Genomic DNA, 18268 nt, shown 5'->3' with positions numbered 1-18268 from the left:
CTAAAAGTAGGAAATCTTTAGTCTGCTTTTGCCACAGGTACCGGAATTACTTCTTCAACTTTTACTTTGGTTATCCCGTTCCTTACGAAATTCAGTTTTTGAGCACCGGCCATGCTCAGATCGATGATATGCGGAGAAGATTTTCCCATACGGTCTACAACCTTAACAACGATGACAGAGTCATTCTTTAGATTCGTCACCTTCAGGATAGTTCCATATTTTAGGGACTTGTGGGCGCAATACATGCTGTCTTTATGATATGTGGCGCCTGAAGCTGTTCTTCTGCCTTGAAATTTGTTCGAGTAATAACTTGCATTACCTGTCTGTGTGAACGATGTTTGATCGCATGTCGCCGGTAGCTTTAGCGATGGCACAAGTTGAAAACTCACCAAAAAACTACCTGCAATTATTCCTAAAATCCAATATCTCAAACCGTCTAAAATTAAAAGTTGGGTAGCTAAGATAGGAAAACCGAAAAGTTCTAAAGCCATATTTTACAATTCGTTAACACAAAAAAGCCCGGTTCCATGTTAGAAACCGGGCCAAAAAAAGCGTGTTTTTGAACTATTTTTTAATGACTAATTTTTGCGTTGAGGTGGTACTGTTTGTTTTCAAAACAACCTGGTAAATGCCTGTCTGCAGATTGTTTAATGAAAGCTCGTTGTTCAGGATGTTTTTAGTTTCCAATACCTGTTTTCCGGTCAGGTCATAAATGGAAGCTTCAGTAACAGAAGCACCGCTAAATTTAATTTTATCTTCTGCCGGATTCGGGTATAAATAGATGGTTTCTGATTTGTATTCATCCAATCCAAGAGGCAATTCATTGATGTTATATGTTGTATTGGTAATGATCGCCGGATTGAAGTCAAAGTAAATGTAAGCGGTATTTTCAATGACAGAACCCTCAGGTAATCCAGCTTCTTCAGAAATCGAATAAATGACAAATCCCTGTGATGCATCCAGGTCGACAGAACTTTGTCCCAGGTTAATATCGTTGAAGGAGAACGTAACAACCCGTGTTGTCGGATTGATTGACGTTGCAACTCCATGTTTTGCTCCCACGTATTTAAAAGTCGACAGATCCAGGTTCGGTGCGATTGTGTCCTGGATGACAACATCGATGGCATCAAAATTTCCATCGTTCTGGAAATGGATCACGTATTCAAATTCCTGTACCGTATTCGGATCGATATTGGTTGGCTGGTCCACCAACTTTTCATTAGGGTCGTAAGAATTAAGTACTACACCACAGATTGTATCCAGGTTATTTCCGGGGAAAGAATCGTTTGGATTCGATAGAGCAACCTGGAAGCAATACGGAGTTCCTGCCGGAGTATTTCCCGGGAAACTAAATGGAATGTGAATGTACTGGCAATCGGAAAGGCCTAGAATGTCGAAAGTCAGGATGTTTCCTGTCACAGACGCATTTGTAAGTCCGGTCGTATTCGGTACAAAACTCGCCGGCATTTGAAGCGAAACAGTTACATCAGAAGTGTCAGAACAAGCATAATTGCAAATATTCAAATGCAGATGACCTGTTTGCAAAGGCGCAACAAAATTAGTTCCCCAGCCATAACTAACTCCAAAATCCGGGTTCGGACTGGGAATACTGCAACTTACGGTCATAGTCTGCTGTGGATTGTTTGCCATTCCATTCGGATTGAATGAAGTGATTGTAAAATTCGGGCTCGTTTGGATTAAACCATTGGCAGCTAACCAGGCCGGATCGATTTGAGCAGTGTAAGGCGCATTCGCGGGGTTGAGTCCTGTGTAAAAGGTTGTTGTCCCGGGACTGGATGAAGGCAGCAGGATCGTGACAGTTCCGTTTACATCCGTAAACTGATATGGAACGTTCATGTAATTGACAGAAGGAGCAGTCTGCATGGTATAAATCCACAAATAACCACAATTAGAAGCTCCGGGAGCATTCACGTTGGCTGTTTGACCTGCATCGACATTTGCACCGGCAGTTCCACTGTAAATGTTGAACGATACGACATAGTTCCCGGGAAGTGTGTAGCCGTGAGCTACCTGAGTATACTGCGTAATGTTTCCGGAAGTAGTTGAATAATTGTAGGTAGTGGTGTTTCCGTCTCCCCAATCTACAGATAGAACTCCTCCGGTTTCAGCTAGCGCACCGATTGTCATTTGAACACTAAAAGTAGTTTGACATCCGGAAATGGTATCGGCATAGAACGAATAACTGGTTGTCTGACTAAATCCGGCTACATGAACCAAACCTGTCAGTAATAAGAGCAAGTAAATTTTTTTCATAGCAAATAATTTATTGAAGGACTATCTAAAAAATCAAAGGTTGTATGATTTGAGGATAATTATTTTAGTTTGTTGATTTGAATGAGTAAAAAGCTGAATTGTGAAGTTCTTTTTCCACAGACTTGTCTGAGAAAATTGCCGAACTTTTATATTTGTGTCTATGCAAAAAAATGAATTCGTAATAAATGCCTCAGGATTAAAGGAGAAGGCAATTCAAAATACCATTAACTTATTGGAAGGAGGGGCAACCGTTCCTTTTATTTCGAGATACCGGAAAGAAATGACCGGCGGTTTGGACGAGGTTCAAATTACCCAAATCCGTGATTTGGCAAAAAAGTACGATGAAATTATTGCGCGTCAGCAAACCATGATCGCATCCATTGAAGAGCAGGGGAAATTGACGGACGAACTGAAGAATAAAGTGTTGACCTGTTTTGATTCCGTGGTACTGGAAGATATTTATCTGCCATACAAGCAAAAACGTCAGACAAAAGGAGATAAAGCAAAGAAACTAGGTTTGGAACCTTTGGCCCGAATGATTATGTCACAGCGCGGCGGTGACCCTGAGCAAATGGCAGAGCGTTTTCTGAAAGGAGAAGTAGTGGATGAGGATATGGCCATCCAGGGAGCTGTAGATATCATGGCAGAATGGATCAATGAGAATGCCATCGCACGTGGACGCGTAAGAACCTTATTCCAGCGAAAAGCAATCCTGGCTTCAAAACTGGTGAAAGGAAAGGAAGAAGAAGGTGCAAAATACCGTGATTATTTTGATTTTTCCGAACCGCTTTACAAAACAGCATCTCACCGTTTCCTGGCAATTATCCGTGCCGAGCGTGAAGGAATTCTTTCTTTGAAAGCACAACCGGATAAAGAAGACGCCTTGGAATCATTGGAGCGTTTCTTTGTCAAGACAGACGATGAATGTGGTGATTTGGTAGCTCGTGCCTGCAAGGAATCCTATTCACGCTTAATGTGTTCTTCCCTGGAGAATGAACTATTGGCGCAAGCCAAAGAAAAAGCAGATAAAGAAGCGATTTCCGTGTTTTCAACGAATTTGAAACAATTACTGCTGGCACCGCCGGTTGGAAATAAACGTACACTGGCAATCGATCCGGGTTTTAGAACGGGATGTAAAGTGGTTTGTTTGGATGAGCATGGAAGTTTGCTGACCAACGCAACCATTTATCCGCATGCACCGCAAAATGAAAAGGATAAAGCTTCGGCTAAGATTGCACAATTGGTGCAGGCATACAAGATGGAAGCCATTGCCATAGGTGACGGAACTGCAGGAAGAGAAACAGAACACTTCATCAAGCACATTCGTTTTGACCGCGACCTGGATGTTTATGTGGTTCGTGAAGACGGAGCTTCTATTTATTCGGCAAGTCCTATCGCACGAAAGGAATTCCCGGATTACGATGTAACGGTTCGCGGTGCGGTTTCCATTGGCCGCAGATTAATGGACCCGCTGGCTGAATTGGTGAAGATTGATCCGAAGTCGGTTGGAGTAGGTCAATACCAGCATGAAGTGAACCAAACACAATTGAAAGATGCGCTGGATGATGTAGTTGTTTCAGCAGTAAATGCTGTTGGAGTTGACCTGAATACGGCTTCTCCTTATTTATTGAGTTATGTTTCCGGTTTGGGAATGGGACTTGCGGAAAACATCGTTGCTTATCGAACGGAGAATGGCGGGATCAAGTCACGTGATGAACTGAAAAAAGTAAAAAGATTAGGAGATAAAGCTTTCGAGCAGGCTGCAGGATTTTTACGTGTGCGCGATGGAGAAAATCCTTTGGACAATTCATCGGTTCACCCTGAAAGTTATAAGTTCGTCAATCAAATTGTGAAAAAGTTAGGTGTTGAGCTGAAAGATTTGATCGGGAATGAAGCCAAGTTGAAAGAAGTGAAGCAAACTGATTTCCCCGAGATCGATTCATTCACTTTCACAGATATTATCAAAGAATTGAAAAAACCGGGACGCGACCCTAGAAAACAGGCAAAAGTCCTGGAATTCGACAGCCGTATCAAAACAATTTCTGACTTGAAAGAAGGAATGATCCTGAACGGCATCGTGACCAATGTAACCAATTTCGGTGCTTTTGTGAACATCGGAATTAAAGAAAACGGACTGATCCATAAATCCCAATTGGCTGATCATTATGTAGAAGACCCGACTCAGGTTATTTCTTTGCATGAGCACGTGGAAGTTCGGGTGGTGGAGATTGATGAAGCCCGAAAGCGGATTGGTTTGCAGCGATTGAATTAATTTGGTATAAAAAGTGTATAATTACATAACCGTTCAAAAAACAACTAATATGAAGAAGACAATTTTTTTACTATTGATACTGGTTTCCGGTATCGCTTTGGGGCAAGATTACAGATCGGGAGACACCGAACTGGATGCTAGCCTGAAACTTGTGAATACAGATGCAAATAAAGATTTGCCTGCGTTCAAAGCGAATTTGATCAAAACATTCAACGCTACGACAACACAGGTAGAAACTTGTTTTAAGCTTGGGATGAATGCAGGTGATGCTTTCATGGCTTTCCAGGTTGCTAATATTGCAAAAAGACCTATTGAGCAAGTTATTACGGTTTACAGATCCAGTAAATCAAAAGGCTGGGGAGCAATGGCTAAAGAATTAGGGATCAAACCGGGCTCTGCTGAATTTCACGCTTTGAAAGGAAAAGTGAAAGACAAATCGAAAGGAAATTCGAAGCCAAAAGCTACCGGAAGTGATAAAGGGAATGGGAAGTCAACCGGAAATTCGGGGAAATCGAATGGAAAGGGTAACGGAAACGGAAAAGGAAAGAAATAAGAGTCAGCATTAGCTGGCGATTCGATACAGATCCCGGATATCCGGGATTAGAGCAGTCGTAAAAAAGATTTAAGAAAGGGGGCAGACAGCCCCTTTTGGTTTATCCGCATTTCTGAGGTTCGGGGATTTTTGTTTTCTGCAGATTGTTGTTCCAAAGCCTTGGTATCACTTAGTAAATCCCGCACGTGTGGGATCCGTCATTTTGAGCAGATGGAGAGAAATTGTCAGTCTGGATCTGAATCCGTTTTCAAAACGTAATTCGCAAATTTGCCAAATGGCAAACCGGGTTTTTACTGGGATGCAGACGATCAATGAGCGTATTTCGAGAAAATCGCTCCCTTAAACGGTGTCCAGACACAAGCTTTTTGTCCGCCGCGCTTCAACGCATTATTCGTCCAGGTATTGCACGTATAAGTCATATTGTACTCAATACTGGAATCAAAAAAGAAATCATAAGTTCCGTATGGATGGTTTTCGATCGCCTTTGCTTGCCCATTCTCAAATTGGAAACTGCGGTGGATAAAAGCACATAAGCGCAGGTATTGTTTCTTCGTCAAATGCAATTCCACCAAACTCTTTTTATCCAAATCTTTTGGGGTGCACAGAATCAAATGCATAGCTCCCGGACCTCTTCCGAATACAGTATTTAAAACCGTACCAACTTCCATATCGCTCCATTCCTTGGTCTTTAGAAAGAACTTTTTATCTCCCCAGCCAAATTTTAAATGCGTTTGAAAAGTGTCAACCGCTAGTTTTTTTTCAAGGCCCAGTGTTTTTTTCCAGTCTTTCAAAGGATGCCTGATCGGTAAAATAATATCCGAATGAATGCCGTTTGTGGAAAGGTAAATAGTTTCGGTTTTGGGATCGGTTGTTTTTTCAGCTGCTATGCTAAACGGAGAGATGACAAGGAAAATCAGCATGTAGATGCAGATAAATGCAAACAGCATTTCAAAGAAAATCCGAATGCTTTTGGAAAATATGCTCACCGTTTTTTTCATATACTCATTTGATTCAAAAATAGTGAAATTGATGGTTTTCCAACCTTGATAAATCACCTCATTTTAGTACCTTTGTGCCTTCGCTGAAGCTTTAGCCCAAGCGTTGCAACTTAAATAAATAAAAATTAACCCTGACGATGAATGTCAGGATTTAAAAACAACAACATGGAAATTCCAAAAACGTACGAACCCCGTTCAGCAGAAGAACGATGGTACAGCCATTGGATGGCTAAGGGTTACTTTCATTCAGAACCAGATGATCGTGAGCCGTTTACCGTCGTCATTCCTCCGCCGAATGTAACGGGAGTCTTACACATGGGACACATGTTGAATAATACCATTCAGGACGTATTGGTTCGCAAAGCGCGAATGGAAGGTAAGAACGCATGCTGGGTTCCGGGAACGGACCATGCATCTATTGCTACCGAAGCAAAAGTTGTTCATCGATTAAGAGAACAAGGCATTAAAAAATCAGACTTAACGCGTGATGAATTCCTGAAGCATGCTTTCGAATGGAAAGAGCAGTACGGAGGAATCATCTTGCAGCAATTACGCAAGCTTGGTGCTTCCTGCGATTGGGAAAGAACTGCTTTTACAATGGATCCGGAGTATTCGGATTCGGTAATTGATGTATTCATCGACTTATTTAATAAAGGAAAGATTTATCGCGGTGTGCGTATGATCAATTGGGATCCGGAAGCACGCACTGCTCTTTCCGATGAAGAAGTAATCCATAAAGAGGTAAACTCAAAATTGTTCCATGTGCGATACAAAGTAGCCGGAACAGATGATCAGTGGCTGACAATTGCAACCACTCGTCCGGAAACGATTTTGGGGGATTCTGCAATATGTATTCACCCGGATGACGAGCGATACAAGCATCTGCACGGGAAACACGCAATTGTTCCTATAGCGAACCGTACTATTCCGATTATTTGTGACGAATACGTAGAAATGGAATTCGGGACAGGCTGTTTGAAAGTAACTCCTGCACATGATGTAAATGACTACGAATTAGGTAAGAAATACGAGCTTGAGACGATTGATATTTTCAATGATAATGGAATTGTAAACGAAAATGGTCTGCATTATGCAGGTATGGACCGTTTCGATGTTCGTAAGGAAATTGCCAAAGAACTGGACGACAAAGGCTATTTGGTGAAGGTCGAAGATCATATCAATAAAATCGGTTATTCCGAAAGAACAAATTGTGTGATTGAGCCGCGTTTGTCTCTGCAGTGGTTTGTGTCGATGAAAGAATTGGCGCAGCCTGCTTTGGAAAACGTAATGAACGGGAATATTTCGTTCCACCCAGATAAGTTCAAGAATACCTATCGTCACTGGATGGAAAATGTGAAGGATTGGTGCATTTCCCGTCAATTGTGGTGGGGACATCGCATTCCTGCATGGTATTTCGGGGAAGGTTCGGAAGATTTCGTGATTGCAAAAACCAGTGAAGAGGCCGTTATTTTGGCTTCACAGAAAGCTGGAAAAACACTTACTGCATCCGACTTGAAACAAGACGAAGACGTATTGGATACCTGGTTCTCTTCCTGGTTATGGCCAATTTCCGTATTTAACGGATTGACTCAGCCCGGAAACAAAGAGATCAAGTATTACTATCCGACAAACGATTTGGTAACTGCTCCGGAAATTATGTTCTTCTGGGTAGCTCGTATGATCATTGCGGGTTACGAATACATGGGAGAATTGCCTTTCAGAAATGTATATTATACCGGAATAGTTCGCGATAAACTAGGGCGTAAAATGTCCAAATCACTTGGGAATTCTCCGGATCCGATTGAACTGATCGAAAAATACGGGGCAGACGGCGTTCGTTTGGGGATTTTGATCTCTTCTCCGGCAGGAAACGATTTACCTTTCGATTCCAGTCAGTGCGAACAGGGAAGAAACTTCACCAATAAGATCTGGAATGCAGCTCGTTTGGTGAAAGGTTGGGAAGTAAAACCGATCGAACAGCCAAAAGCTTCCGTCAAAGCAATTGAATGGTTCAACGCACGTTTCAACCAGGAGTTGGAGAATATCAATGAGTTGATGGCAAAATTCAAAATTTCCGAAGCATTGATGGCAATTTACAAATTGGTTTGGGATGATTTCTGTGCCTGGTATCTGGAAATGATCAAGCCGGGATACGAACAGCCGATCGATCAGGCAACAATGGATCAAACCATTGTTTTCTTTGAGAAATTGTTGTGCCTGCTTCAGCCGTTTACTCCGTTCGTTGCCGAAGAATTGTGGCATTTGCTGAGAGAACGCAAAGAAGGTGAGGATATCATCATTGCAAAGTGGCCCGTAGCAGAAGCTTATGACGATTCTGTATTGAAACAGTTTGTTATTGCCGAAGATGTAGTTACCAATATCCGAAATATCCGCAAGAAGAATAACATCGCTAACAAAGTTCGTATTGAATTGTTCGTTAAGAAAAACAATGAGATCGATCCTGCTTTTGATCCGGTGATCCTGAAAATGGGTAATCTTTCGTTGATGGAATATACCACAGATAAGGTAGCTAATGCCAATTCGTTCCTGGTTCAGTCCAATGAGTACTTCATTCCTTTTGGAGAAGCAATTGATGTATCCGCAGAAAAAGAGAAAATGGAAGAAGAATTGAACTACACGAAGGGATTCCTGAAAAGTGTACAGGGTAAACTGGGGAACGAGAAATTCGTTAACGGTGCACCTGAACAAGTTTTGGCCAATGAGCGCAAAAAAGAAGCAGATGCCTTACAGAAGATTGCCATTTTAGAAGAGAAACTGGCGAGTTTGAATTAAATTCAAATGAAAATCAATTATAGAAAAGGTGCTTTCGGGCACCTTTTTTTGTTGTTTCAAGCGAACTTTTTTCTTAGCTTATATAAGAAAATAACTTTTCGAACATGAATCAATATGCTTATTTTCATTTAACTACCAATCTTCATGACAGCAGAACTTCTCAACGGATGATCGATTACAGAGTACGTCAAAGGCGCTTTTTTGGAACTCTTCCGTATCCGGAAGTTTACTATATGAATATGGAAGAAGAAACTTTAATAGCGAAAGAAGTCTTTTGTTTGTCGAATGAAATGGATTTTGTTGTTGTGGCACTTAATCTTTGTAGAGACCACATGCATTTGCTGGTCTATTGCGAAATAGATGAAATTCCGAAGATTATGCATCGCATAAAGGGTCGAACTGCCCGTGCGTGTAACGCGCATCGCGCGGCCAAGGGGATTAATCCCCTTGACGCGACGAACGGGAAATACGAACCGAGAATATTAAAGGATAAATCGATTCCTTTTTGGACCCAGAAGTATCATTGCAAGGTGATTCGCAATTCGGATCAATTACTAAACACCATCTCTTATATTCTGAATAATCGGAAGAAGCATGGTTTACCTATCAATCCTGCGCTACAAAACGTGATAGATAAAAACCAATTAGCTGCTTCTCCGAATGCCTTGATAAACTTGATAGATTTCGCTGTTCTTCTGTTGTAAGTAATCGAAGTAACGGTCGAAATGTGTCTTCAAAATCTGTTCAATCTCTTTGATCAAATACTCCAAACGAGGATTTAATGAAGGGTTTCCGTTTTCAGATAACAGATCCAATTGAGCAACTTTTAACGCGAACCGCGAAAATGCCCCGCGAAACTCTTTGACATGGGTCCAACAAGAATGGTTGCTCACACAAACTGCTTCGATAGCCTTGTATGTTTCCAGTTGATTAATCGTTGTAACGTTCATGATTGACAAAGTTTAGCGTTGTTTTCTTTTAATCCTGACATTCATCGTCAGGGTTTTCCCAATTAACGCAGGAATAGTCGAATGGTTGTAATTAAAATCCCTAAAAAACCTTAACTGTAGCTTTCATGGATTAAACAGTTGTTTTTGGCTGATGAGTACTAAAGAACTTCAAACGATTCGGTTAATAAAACACCCGTTTCATCCACTACTGTCACCTGGTGTTTACCTTTTTCAGGTTGAACAGAGATTTGATGGATATCTGAAGTAGAACCGATAATTTTTTCATCGATGTGCCGATAAAGAACGCTGTTTTGCCGGGTGTGTGCAACCTCAAAAATGACTCAGCCTCCTAAGCCATTCAATTCACGCGGGATGTAAATGCGGGTTTGCCGCTTTGGATACAGAAAACTCATGGTGAATGAATGCATCCGGAGGAAGAATTCCGGTTGTTTTAGGAGGGGAAGGAAGGTCTTGATTATTCGTGGTGGAAAAGGAATTATTTGATTTGTTATAAATAAACAGTGGGCACGCGATTAATCGCGTGCCCACTGTTTATCAACTATCATTAATTTATTTATGGCTTATACCCCAACAAATCATCCATTGTTGCTATCGAAACGGGATGGTAATTATTCCGGTATCGTTTATAGACTTCCAATCCCCACTGTTTGCTTTCGGAATTGTTATTTGCCGCTGTATAAATCGGCAGTAAGAATTTCCGGCGGCCTACTTTGGAAATGAATTTTTCAATATCCGGACGGATTGCCGTGTAATTCGAGTTGATTCCAAGTACATACCATTCTGTGGCAACTTCCGCATTTCCCCAATTGTGGAAGCGTAGTTTCTCGTCGATTAAAGCCAATCGCTCCGGATCCATTTTTTTAGGCAAAGCACGGATAAATGCCTGCCATTCCTGCGGAACATATTGATCGCGGTTTAGTGCCGGAAGCTGTTTTTTACCTTTTTTCTTTGCAGGTTTTTTGAAAATGTCTTTCCCTTTTGCAAATTCACGAGCTAATTCCTGGATTTTTTCAAATCGCGGAGAGCTTACAGCATAACAGTTTTTCGGCAATCCCGGTTTGTATAACCACTCATCGATGTTGAACTTGATGTCTGTTTGGCTAATCAGGTTCTTTTCCAGGTATGCTTTGAACTGCTCTGTTGTAAGTGTTTGGAAAGCATGGTCTTTGAAATACTTTTTCAGGAAAGTATCGAAACGTTGTCTTCCGAAATCACGTTCAAGTGTTTTTAACAGGAAAGCGCCTTTCACGTAAGCAATAGAAGTCATTCCATCGTCCGGGTTGCGCTTGGAGAGCTGAAGTTTCAGATGTGTGTCTTTTTTATCCAGTTCAGCCATTTCTGTCTGCAATTCCTGGAATTCGATCAAAGCAAGCATATCCGCCACTTCTTTCCCGTATAATTCTTCCATGATGCGGTTCTCGAAATAAACCGTAAATCCTTCATTCAGCCAGAAATCATTCCAGCTTGCGTTGGTTACCAGGTTTCCGGACCAGGAGTGTGCCAATTCGTGAGCAATTACGGAAACAGCGCTTCTGTCGCCGGCAATAAGTGTCGGATTGGCAAAAGTTAAACGCGGATTTTCCATTCCTCCGAAAGGAAATGAGTAAGGCAGAACGATTACATCATATTGTTCCCATTGATAAGGTCCGTATAAGTTCTCAGCTGCCTGGATCATTTTAGGAAGGTCGTTAAATTCCCAAACTGCTTTGTCGAGCATTTCCGGTTCAGTATAAACGCCACAGTTTTTACCTAAAGCTTTGTATTCAAGATTGCCAACTGCCAAAGCAATCAGATAAGCCGGAATCGGCTGCTTCATTTCGAAGTGGTATTTCCCTTCCGGATTTTTCTCCGTTGGATTGGAGGCACTCATCAAAGCCATCAATTCGGATGGAACGGTTACATCTGCGCTGTAAGTAATTCTGTTTGCCGGAGTTCCCTGTACCGGGATCCATGTACGGGTCAAAATGGCCTGACCCTGTGTGTACAGGTAAGGGTGTTCTTTTCCTTCTGTCAATTCCGGTTCCATCCAGTCCAGAGCGCCTGCATTTTCAGTCGTTTTGTAATAAATGTTGATATATTCCGTGTTCTTGTCGATCCTGATGCTCAAAGGCTGACCGATAAATTCCTGCATGGATCCGATGATGAAATCGGTTTCTATCTCCTGTCCCTTTTTTCCCAAAGTTACCTTTTGGATCTCAGGTCCGTTGATATCGAAAATAGCTGTATCCGTATCTTTTAATCGCTCCATGCGATGGCGTGCAACTCCATAGATTGTCTTTTTTTCGAAGTCTACATCCAATTCCAAATCCAGGTGCTTTGTACGGATTGCGTCCGTGTTGGAATAAGAATGGGCATCATGACCGGCTACTATACCATTGATCGATTGATCTTTATTTAAAGGATCCGGATCGTTTCCGCAAGCAGGCAAAAGTATAGCCAGTGCAGCAATGCCGAACAGGGATTTTAGTTTCATTTTTTCAGTTTGAGGTATGCGAATATACTTTTTTCTTTGCATTTGATCCTAGTTTGATTTTTCATCTTTTTTGGTCAGGTAACGAATTACTTCCGCGGCTCCCATTAACCCGAATAGTGCCGGCATGTAACTGACAGTTCCGTAAAATGAACGCTTAAAATTAGAGCCGTCGGTCATTTTCAACGAATCTTTTTGCTGCAGTTCTGAGGAATAAACACATTTGATCTTTTCAAAAGCGACTCCTTTTTTCTTCAGTCTCTTTTTGATGTGTGCTCCCAATTTACAATTGTGGCTGTTCGGAAGCCTGGTAACCTGAACCCGCGAAGGATCAACTTTTCCTCCCGCACCTAAATGCGTGATCACTTTGATTTTTTTGCTTTTACAGGCAATGATCCATTCCAGTTTCGGTGTCACACTGTCGATGCAGTCCATGACGTAATTGGGCTTATATTGGTCCAATAGTTCCCAAACACGTTCCGGAGTTACAAACTCTTCCACAATGTTCAGGGTAATATCCGGATTGATGTCTTTGATGCGCTCACCCAAAACAACTGCTTTGTTTTTTCCGATTGTGGAATCCAATGCGGTTAACTGACGGTTTTTATTGGTTATATCGAAGGCATCACCATCAATAATAGTCATTGTTCCCACTCCTGCGCGTGCAATGAATTCACCTGCAAAAGACCCGATTCCACCAAGTCCCACAATGAGTACATGAGCAGATTTCAAACGGTCCATTTCTTTTGGTCCAAGAATCAACTCTGTACGCTCCAACCACTTAATCATACTTAAAAATTCTTTTTGCGTTTTGGTCCAGTTGTTCGGTTAAGGCCCGCAAAGATACGCTTTTTATCTCAGAGACTGATTTATAGGTGTCAATCAATTCGTGGTTACCCATATCTGTCTCAAGCAGCAAGCGGTGCAACGGGATTTGTTCAACAGCCAGGCGGAGCTTTGGATTGGATAAAACAGATTCACCGATGCTGATGATACTTCGGGGATATTCCAGGACCTGTTTAACGATTGAAGCTTTGTTGAATCCGTGATAGATCAGCGTTGTTTCAGGAGCATGTTTTTCGTGAAGAAAACGACATCTGTCCCAGGAATTTACGCAGTGAAGGATAATAGGTTTGCTTAATTCAGAAGCCAGTTTGAGCTGGTAAACATATAATTCTTCCTGTACTTCAGCAGAGTCGTACCGATTGTCGAGCCCGATTTCACCTATTGCCAGAAATCCTTTGTATTCATTCAAACGGAAACAAGTTTTTCCGATTTCCTCCATGTCGAAGTCATTTTCCTTTGGATGGACGCCGAACGAGAAAAAAGGAGGTAATTTATCCGGAAATAGTTCCGTAAGCTGCACAATTGCCCGGTTTTTGGAGTCAAAATGATGCGTATGCGAATCGAAAAGGTCCTCTAAATCAGTCATTAAACAATAATCGATCCGTTAAATTTAAGACAATCTGAACCAATCAACCATTTTTTGCCTATTTTCACCGACGCTAAAAATTAAATCGAAATATGGAAAATTCGACTCCGAAAGGACATCCAAAAGGATTATATCTGTTATTTACCACTGAAATGTGGGAACGTTTCTCCTATTATGGAATGCGTGCCCTATTTACCCTGTTCCTGATTAACGCATTGATGTTTGATAAGGAAACAGCTTCAGGAATCTATGGTTCCTATACCAGTTTGGTTTATTTAACTCCGATTATCGGTGGTTATTTTGCTGATAACATTTGGGGTAACAGAAAGTCCATTTTTGTAGGAGGTGTGATGATGGCAATCGGACAATTATTCATGTTCTTTTCAGCATCGCTTTATTCTAATCACAGCGTGGCATTGATCTTGATGATTGTCGGATTGACGTTTTTGATCTTCGGAAACGGATTCTTCAAGCCGAATATCTCCACATTGGTTGGCCAGTTATATGCTGAAACAGATAAGCGTAAAGATGCTGCTTACACCATTTTCTATATGGGAATCAACCTTGGAGCTTTCATTGCACCATTGATTTGTGGTTATTTGGGAGAACGTTATGATGCTGCGGGGAATATTCTTCCCGGAGCTTTTAAATGGGGATTCTTGTGTGCTTGTATCGGTATGATCATTTCAGTGATCACGTTTGAGATGAGAAAGAATAAGGTATTGGTAACGCCTGAGGGTGAGCCAATTGGAAAAATCCCGAATAAACAACGTCTTTCTGCTGAAGAAATGGGAGAAGCTCCTGTAGGTAAGAAATCAAATAGCAACGTATATGTTGGTGTACTTGTTGGAATGGTAGTATTAGTATTGCTGCGTTTCTTTGTCTTTATGGCAGAAGATGAAACCATGATTGATACGGTGAACAACTATATTTCAGCTGCAATTTTTGCTATCTCAATCAGTATTCCGTTCATTATTATTACGGATAAATCCTTGAATAAAATAGAGAAGCAGCGTATTTGGGTAATTTACATTGTTGCATTTTTCGTAATCTTCTTCTGGGCTGCATTCGAGCAGGCAGGTGCTTCTTTAACATTCTTCGCCGCCGAGCAGACAAACAGAGATATTCTTGGGTTTTCCATGCCTGCAAGCTGGTTCAATAGCTTTAATGCAGTGTTCATTGTGATCCTGGCTCCGCTGATTTCTATTCTGTGGACGAAATTGGCAAAGAAAAACATGGAGCCTGCATCACCTTATAAGCAAGCTTTCGGTTTGTTATTCCTGGCTTTGGGGTATGTGTTTATCGCAATCGGAGTTGACGGAGTAGAGCCGGGAGTAAAAGTGAGTATCATTTGGTTGACAGGATTGTACTTCATCCACACAGTGGGTGAGTTGTTCTTGTCTCCGATCGGACTTTCAATGGTGAACAAATTAGCGCCTGTACGTTTTGCATCTTTATTGATGGGGGTTTGGTTCTTAAGTACTGCTGCGGCAAACAACTTTGCAGGATTCTTAAGCTCTTTCTACCCGGATCCTGTTTTAACAGGTACAGAAGTTCGTGCTTTGGAAAAGGAGTTTACTACAGATACACACAAAGTGTACTTGTTGGTTGATGAAGTGAAAAAAGCCACACCGGCAGATACAGTGAAGGTGGTCGACGATAAAGGGAAGCCGGTTGAAGTGAAATTCTCCGATATTAAGTTTGATCGTTTATTTGCTGAAGTAAAAGATAAGAACGACGAGAAAACAATCAATGCAAATGCAAAAATCATCCAGGAAAAGAAGATTGAATTTGCAAAGAAGGCTGTAAATAAAGAAAAATCGTTTATAGGAATTAAAATTACCGACTTGAAATCATTCTTCTGGTTGTTCGTATACTTAGCAGGAGGATCAGCAATAATTCTATTCTTGTTAAGCAAGTTCTTAGTGAAAATGATGAATGGTGTGAAATAGTACACACAAACAATATATATTTAAAGTCCTCCGCTACGACGGGGGACTTTTTTAGTTAAAAGGCCATGGAAAAACAACGCAAACACCCCAAAGCATTACCTTATTTATTCCTCACAGAAATGTGGGAACGTTTCGGTTATTATTTAATGATCGGGATTTTTACCTTCTATCTGAAGGATGTCAATCATGGTTTTCAAATGACCGAAGCCGAGTCCGCAAGTTTATACGGAACATTCATCGCCCTGGTGTTTTTCACTCCGTTTATAGGTGGTTTGCTTGCCGATCGTATTTTGGGTTACAGGTTGCCGATTGTCCTGGGCGGATTGATGATGGGAGTAGGGTACTGCATGATGGGAGTTCATACTTTTGCAATGCTCTATACCGGGATGATTTTGGTTATCGCCGGGAATGGATTATTCAAACCCAATATTTCGACTCTTCTGGGGAATCTTTACAATACGGATGAATTTCGGGGGCAAAAAGACGAAGGTTACAACATCTTCTACATGGGGATCAACGTTGGAGCGTTTGTGTGCAACATTGTTTCTGCATTTCTGATGAACAAGTATGGTTATTCCATGGCATTTGTCGGAGCGGGTGTCGGGATGTTTATCGGAGTGGGAGTTTTCCTGATCGGAAATAAACACTATGTTTCAGGTGATGTGAAGAAGGTTGCAGCTCCGGGAGAGAAACCCTGGTGGATTGACTTGATGATCGTTGTGGTTCCGGCAGTTTTGTTTGCGATTATCGGTTACTTTATTAATGGAGTTCCTTCGGAAACAAATGAGCATTCTTATTTGGTAAAAGATGATGTGACGGATGCGTTCTTGTTTGCTTGTATTCCGGTAATCTTTTTCTTCGGATATGTATTGTTCACCTCGCCGAAGAATGAGCGGAGAGTTGTGAGTGCGATTTTGGTGGTGTGTTTGGCAGTGATTCCTTTTTGGGCGATTTTCAAACAGAATGGAACTGTATTAAATACCTGGGCCGACAATTATACGAATCGCGATGTGCCGAAATCCGTTAGCAGCGGATTAAAAGGAATGTACCTTGCCGGAACGATCAAGTATGAAAAATCGAAAGATTCAACCCAGGTTTTGGATAATCAATTCCGAAAAGCAGGAGATGAGAAGGCAATTCAGTACCCGAGCTACTTTAAAAACTATGAAAAAGTCAATGAGTTGAAACCCGGTCAGGAGGTCGTTGTCTTCAATTCGAATATTTTTCAATCGGTCAATCCGTTCTGGGTAATTGTACTTACACCTTTAATCGTTGCAATATTCCGTTTTTTAAGAAGCCGTAAAATGGAACCATCGATTCCGATCAAGTTTGTTTTAGGTTTATTCATTACAGGCTTGTCTTGTTTGGTAATGGTTGCGGCGGCAAAAGCATCGATGAACGGAGAAATTAAATCCAGTTTGTGGTGGTTCTTCGGAGCCTATGGTGTGATTACCGTTGGAGAATTGTGTTTGTCCCCGATCGGATTATCCATGGTTTCCAAGTTAGCACCTGCAAGATTGACCGCTTTGTTGATGGGGGCGTGGTTCATTTCAACCTCTATAGGTAACAAGCTGAGCGGTGTGATCGCATCGCTTTGGGATCAGTATGATGATAAATCATCTTTCTTTATGCTGAACTTTTATTTAATGATGGGTGCAACATTGATATTGATTGTACTTCTTCCGTGGCTGCTGAAAGTGTTTAGAGAACAGAACAAATAAATAGTGATATACCTATATATAGTATGAAACGTTTTTTGGCACTTTTAATTCCGATAGTTCTTTTATTAATAGCAGTACCCGTTCTATTAGATAGGGGATTGATTGTTCCTGCAAAAGTTGCCGGTTTTGTTTTAATTGTGTTAACCACGATCTCATTGCGTATTTGGTTGCGACGAGCATTAAAAGAAAAGCTGTCTATGGATGCGGTAAAGTTCAATGTGAATCATCGTTATTATTTGAATGAACTTAGCCCGATATACCGGAATATGTCTCAGTCGGAAAAGAAAGTATTGGAAAAACGAATGGGAAAACTGCTTTCCGATTTGCAATTTGACGATACTACCAGGGAAGAATTGGATACTGAAGACATGCTTGCCTATGCTTTATTCCAAATTTTGACAGTATATAATGAGTCATACAGGTCTCTAAGAGGGATGATGATAGTCTTTGATCAAACAAATAATACGGGGGAATTGAGAATTTCCGATGGAAAGTACGTGTTGTTAAACCCGGTTTTAGTGCAAAGTATCCTCAAAGAAGTGCAGACAAAGGAAGCGTTTACAACCTTAAATGCGCCGATAATAGGCCAATTGAAAGAGTTCTATCTCCGATCCTGAAAAAAACTCAATATTTTTTCAGACTATAACCAATCCATTATCAGTATGTTAAGAGGTGGTTTCTAAAAAGAGAAGAAAATAATATTCAAAAACCCTTGCAGAAGTAAAATAAGTGGGTACCTTTGCCACCGCTTAGAACGATAAGCACACCGGAAACGGAGGGATTTGAAAAGAGAAAAAATATTTTTTTTAGAAAGGCTTGCCAGAATAAAAAA

14 protein-coding genes are annotated in these 18268 nt (G+C 41.2%); 7 read left to right on the top strand and 7 right to left on the bottom strand.

The window, feature by feature from the left end; genetic code table 11:
• Positions 1-17: 17 nt before the first annotated feature.
• Positions 18-491: a septal ring lytic transglycosylase RlpA family protein gene (locus QZT69_RS13180; RefSeq protein ID WP_294674923.1), complete on the bottom strand. Its 474-nt coding sequence runs from the start codon at positions 489-491 to the stop codon at positions 18-20.
• A gap of 73 nt (positions 492-564) precedes the next feature.
• Positions 565-2274, bottom strand: a complete 1710-nt coding sequence (locus tag QZT69_RS13175) for a T9SS type A sorting domain-containing protein (RefSeq protein ID WP_294674921.1) — start codon at positions 2272-2274, stop codon at positions 565-567.
• Positions 2275-2434: 160 nt separating this feature from the next.
• On the opposite strand from QZT69_RS13175, the gene QZT69_RS13170 reads away from it, so the two are divergent.
• Positions 2435-4546 (top strand): Tex family protein, encoded by a 2112-nt coding sequence (locus QZT69_RS13170; RefSeq protein WP_294674918.1) that lies wholly within the window; start codon positions 2435-2437, stop codon positions 4544-4546.
• A gap of 49 nt (positions 4547-4595) precedes the next feature.
• A complete protein-coding gene (locus QZT69_RS13165; protein WP_294674916.1) occupies positions 4596-5099 on the top strand; it encodes a hypothetical protein in 504 nt (167 codons plus the stop codon).
• A gap of 308 nt (positions 5100-5407) precedes the next feature.
• Here QZT69_RS13165 and QZT69_RS13160 read toward each other — a convergent pair whose 3' ends face one another.
• On the bottom strand, positions 5408-6097 hold the full coding sequence (locus tag QZT69_RS13160) for a DUF2459 domain-containing protein (RefSeq protein ID WP_294674915.1): 690 nt from the start codon (positions 6095-6097) through the stop codon (positions 5408-5410).
• A 165-nt stretch (positions 6098-6262) separates the two neighbouring features.
• Here QZT69_RS13160 and QZT69_RS13155 point away from each other — a divergent pair, with 165 nt between their 5' ends.
• Positions 6263-8890 carry a valine--tRNA ligase gene (locus QZT69_RS13155; RefSeq protein WP_294674913.1) on the top strand — a complete coding sequence of 876 codons (2628 nt, stop codon included), beginning with the start codon at positions 6263-6265 and terminating at the stop codon, positions 8888-8890.
• A 104-nt stretch (positions 8891-8994) separates the two neighbouring features.
• Positions 8995-9594: a transposase gene (locus QZT69_RS13150; RefSeq protein ID WP_294674911.1), complete on the top strand. Its 600-nt coding sequence runs from the start codon at positions 8995-8997 to the stop codon at positions 9592-9594.
• A 404-nt stretch (positions 9595-9998) separates the two neighbouring features.
• Here QZT69_RS13150 and QZT69_RS19190 read toward each other — a convergent pair whose 3' ends face one another.
• The 4 genes from QZT69_RS19190 to QZT69_RS13135 all read right to left on the bottom strand — a co-directional run bounded on the left by QZT69_RS19190 (position 9999) and on the right by QZT69_RS13135 (position 13763).
• Complete coding sequence (locus QZT69_RS19190; protein ID WP_367242253.1) at positions 9999-10178, bottom strand: hypothetical protein; 180 nt, start codon at positions 10176-10178, stop codon at positions 9999-10001.
• Positions 10179-10414: 236 nt separating this feature from the next.
• Entirely contained in the window at positions 10415-12334 is a 1920-nt protein-coding gene (locus tag QZT69_RS13145; protein WP_294674910.1) for a M1 family metallopeptidase, read from the bottom strand.
• 48 nt (positions 12335-12382) lie between these two features.
• A complete protein-coding gene (locus QZT69_RS13140) occupies positions 12383-13120 on the bottom strand; it encodes a tRNA threonylcarbamoyladenosine dehydratase (protein ID WP_294674908.1) in 738 nt (245 codons plus the stop codon).
• Entirely contained in the window at positions 13113-13763 is a 651-nt protein-coding gene (locus tag QZT69_RS13135) for a TatD family hydrolase (protein ID WP_294674905.1), read from the bottom strand. The genes QZT69_RS13140 and QZT69_RS13135 overlap by 8 nt, the downstream gene beginning before the upstream one ends.
• 92 nt (positions 13764-13855) lie before the next feature.
• Here QZT69_RS13135 and QZT69_RS13130 point away from each other — a divergent pair, with 92 nt between their 5' ends.
• The 3 genes from QZT69_RS13130 (at position 13856) to QZT69_RS13120 (ending at position 18053) form a co-directional block, all read left to right on the top strand.
• Positions 13856-15715 (top strand): peptide MFS transporter, encoded by a 1860-nt coding sequence (locus tag QZT69_RS13130; RefSeq protein WP_294674902.1) that lies wholly within the window; start codon positions 13856-13858, stop codon positions 15713-15715.
• A gap of 65 nt (positions 15716-15780) precedes the next feature.
• A complete protein-coding gene (locus QZT69_RS13125) occupies positions 15781-17436 on the top strand; it encodes a peptide MFS transporter (RefSeq protein ID WP_294674900.1) in 1656 nt (551 codons plus the stop codon).
• Positions 17437-17459: 23 nt separating this feature from the next.
• Positions 17460-18053: a hypothetical protein gene (locus QZT69_RS13120; RefSeq protein ID WP_294674898.1), complete on the top strand. Its 594-nt coding sequence runs from the start codon at positions 17460-17462 to the stop codon at positions 18051-18053.
• Positions 18054-18268: the final 215 nt, after the last annotated feature.

It is taken from the genome of uncultured Fluviicola sp. (assembly GCF_902168135.1).
Lineage (GTDB): Bacteria > Bacteroidota > Bacteroidia > Flavobacteriales_D > Crocinitomicaceae > Fluviicola.
The sequence above is the reverse complement of the archived record's forward strand: the minus strand, read 5'-3'. Positions and strand labels throughout refer to the sequence as shown.

Bases quoted from the DNA above. Each gene is read 5' to 3' on its own strand.
- QZT69_RS13165 (WP_294674916.1), top strand. From the start codon at position 4,596: ATGAAGAAGACAATTTTTTTACTATTGATACTGGTTTCCGGTATCGCT.
- QZT69_RS13145 (WP_294674910.1), bottom strand. From the start codon at position 12,334: ATGAAACTAAAATCCCTGTTCGGCATTGCTGCACTGGCTATACTTTTG.
- QZT69_RS13170 (WP_294674918.1), top strand. From the start codon at position 2,435: ATGCAAAAAAATGAATTCGTAATAAATGCCTCAGGATTAAAGGAGAAG.
- QZT69_RS13120 (WP_294674898.1), top strand. From the start codon at position 17,460: ATGAAACGTTTTTTGGCACTTTTAATTCCGATAGTTCTTTTATTAATA.
- QZT69_RS13150 (WP_294674911.1), top strand. From the start codon at position 8,995: ATGAATCAATATGCTTATTTTCATTTAACTACCAATCTTCATGACAGC.
- QZT69_RS13155 (WP_294674913.1), top strand. From the start codon at position 6,263: ATGGAAATTCCAAAAACGTACGAACCCCGTTCAGCAGAAGAACGATGG.
- QZT69_RS13175 (WP_294674921.1), bottom strand. From the start codon at position 2,274: ATGAAAAAAATTTACTTGCTCTTATTACTGACAGGTTTGGTTCATGTA.
- QZT69_RS13140 (WP_294674908.1), bottom strand. From the start codon at position 13,120: ATGATTAAGTGGTTGGAGCGTACAGAGTTGATTCTTGGACCAAAAGAA.
- QZT69_RS13125 (WP_294674900.1), top strand. From the start codon at position 15,781: ATGGAAAAACAACGCAAACACCCCAAAGCATTACCTTATTTATTCCTC.
- QZT69_RS13130 (WP_294674902.1), top strand. From the start codon at position 13,856: ATGGAAAATTCGACTCCGAAAGGACATCCAAAAGGATTATATCTGTTA.
- QZT69_RS13135 (WP_294674905.1), bottom strand. From the start codon at position 13,763: ATGACTGATTTAGAGGACCTTTTCGATTCGCATACGCATCATTTTGAC.
- QZT69_RS13180 (WP_294674923.1), bottom strand. From the start codon at position 491: ATGGCTTTAGAACTTTTCGGTTTTCCTATCTTAGCTACCCAACTTTTA.
- QZT69_RS13160 (WP_294674915.1), bottom strand. From the start codon at position 6,097: ATGAAAAAAACGGTGAGCATATTTTCCAAAAGCATTCGGATTTTCTTT.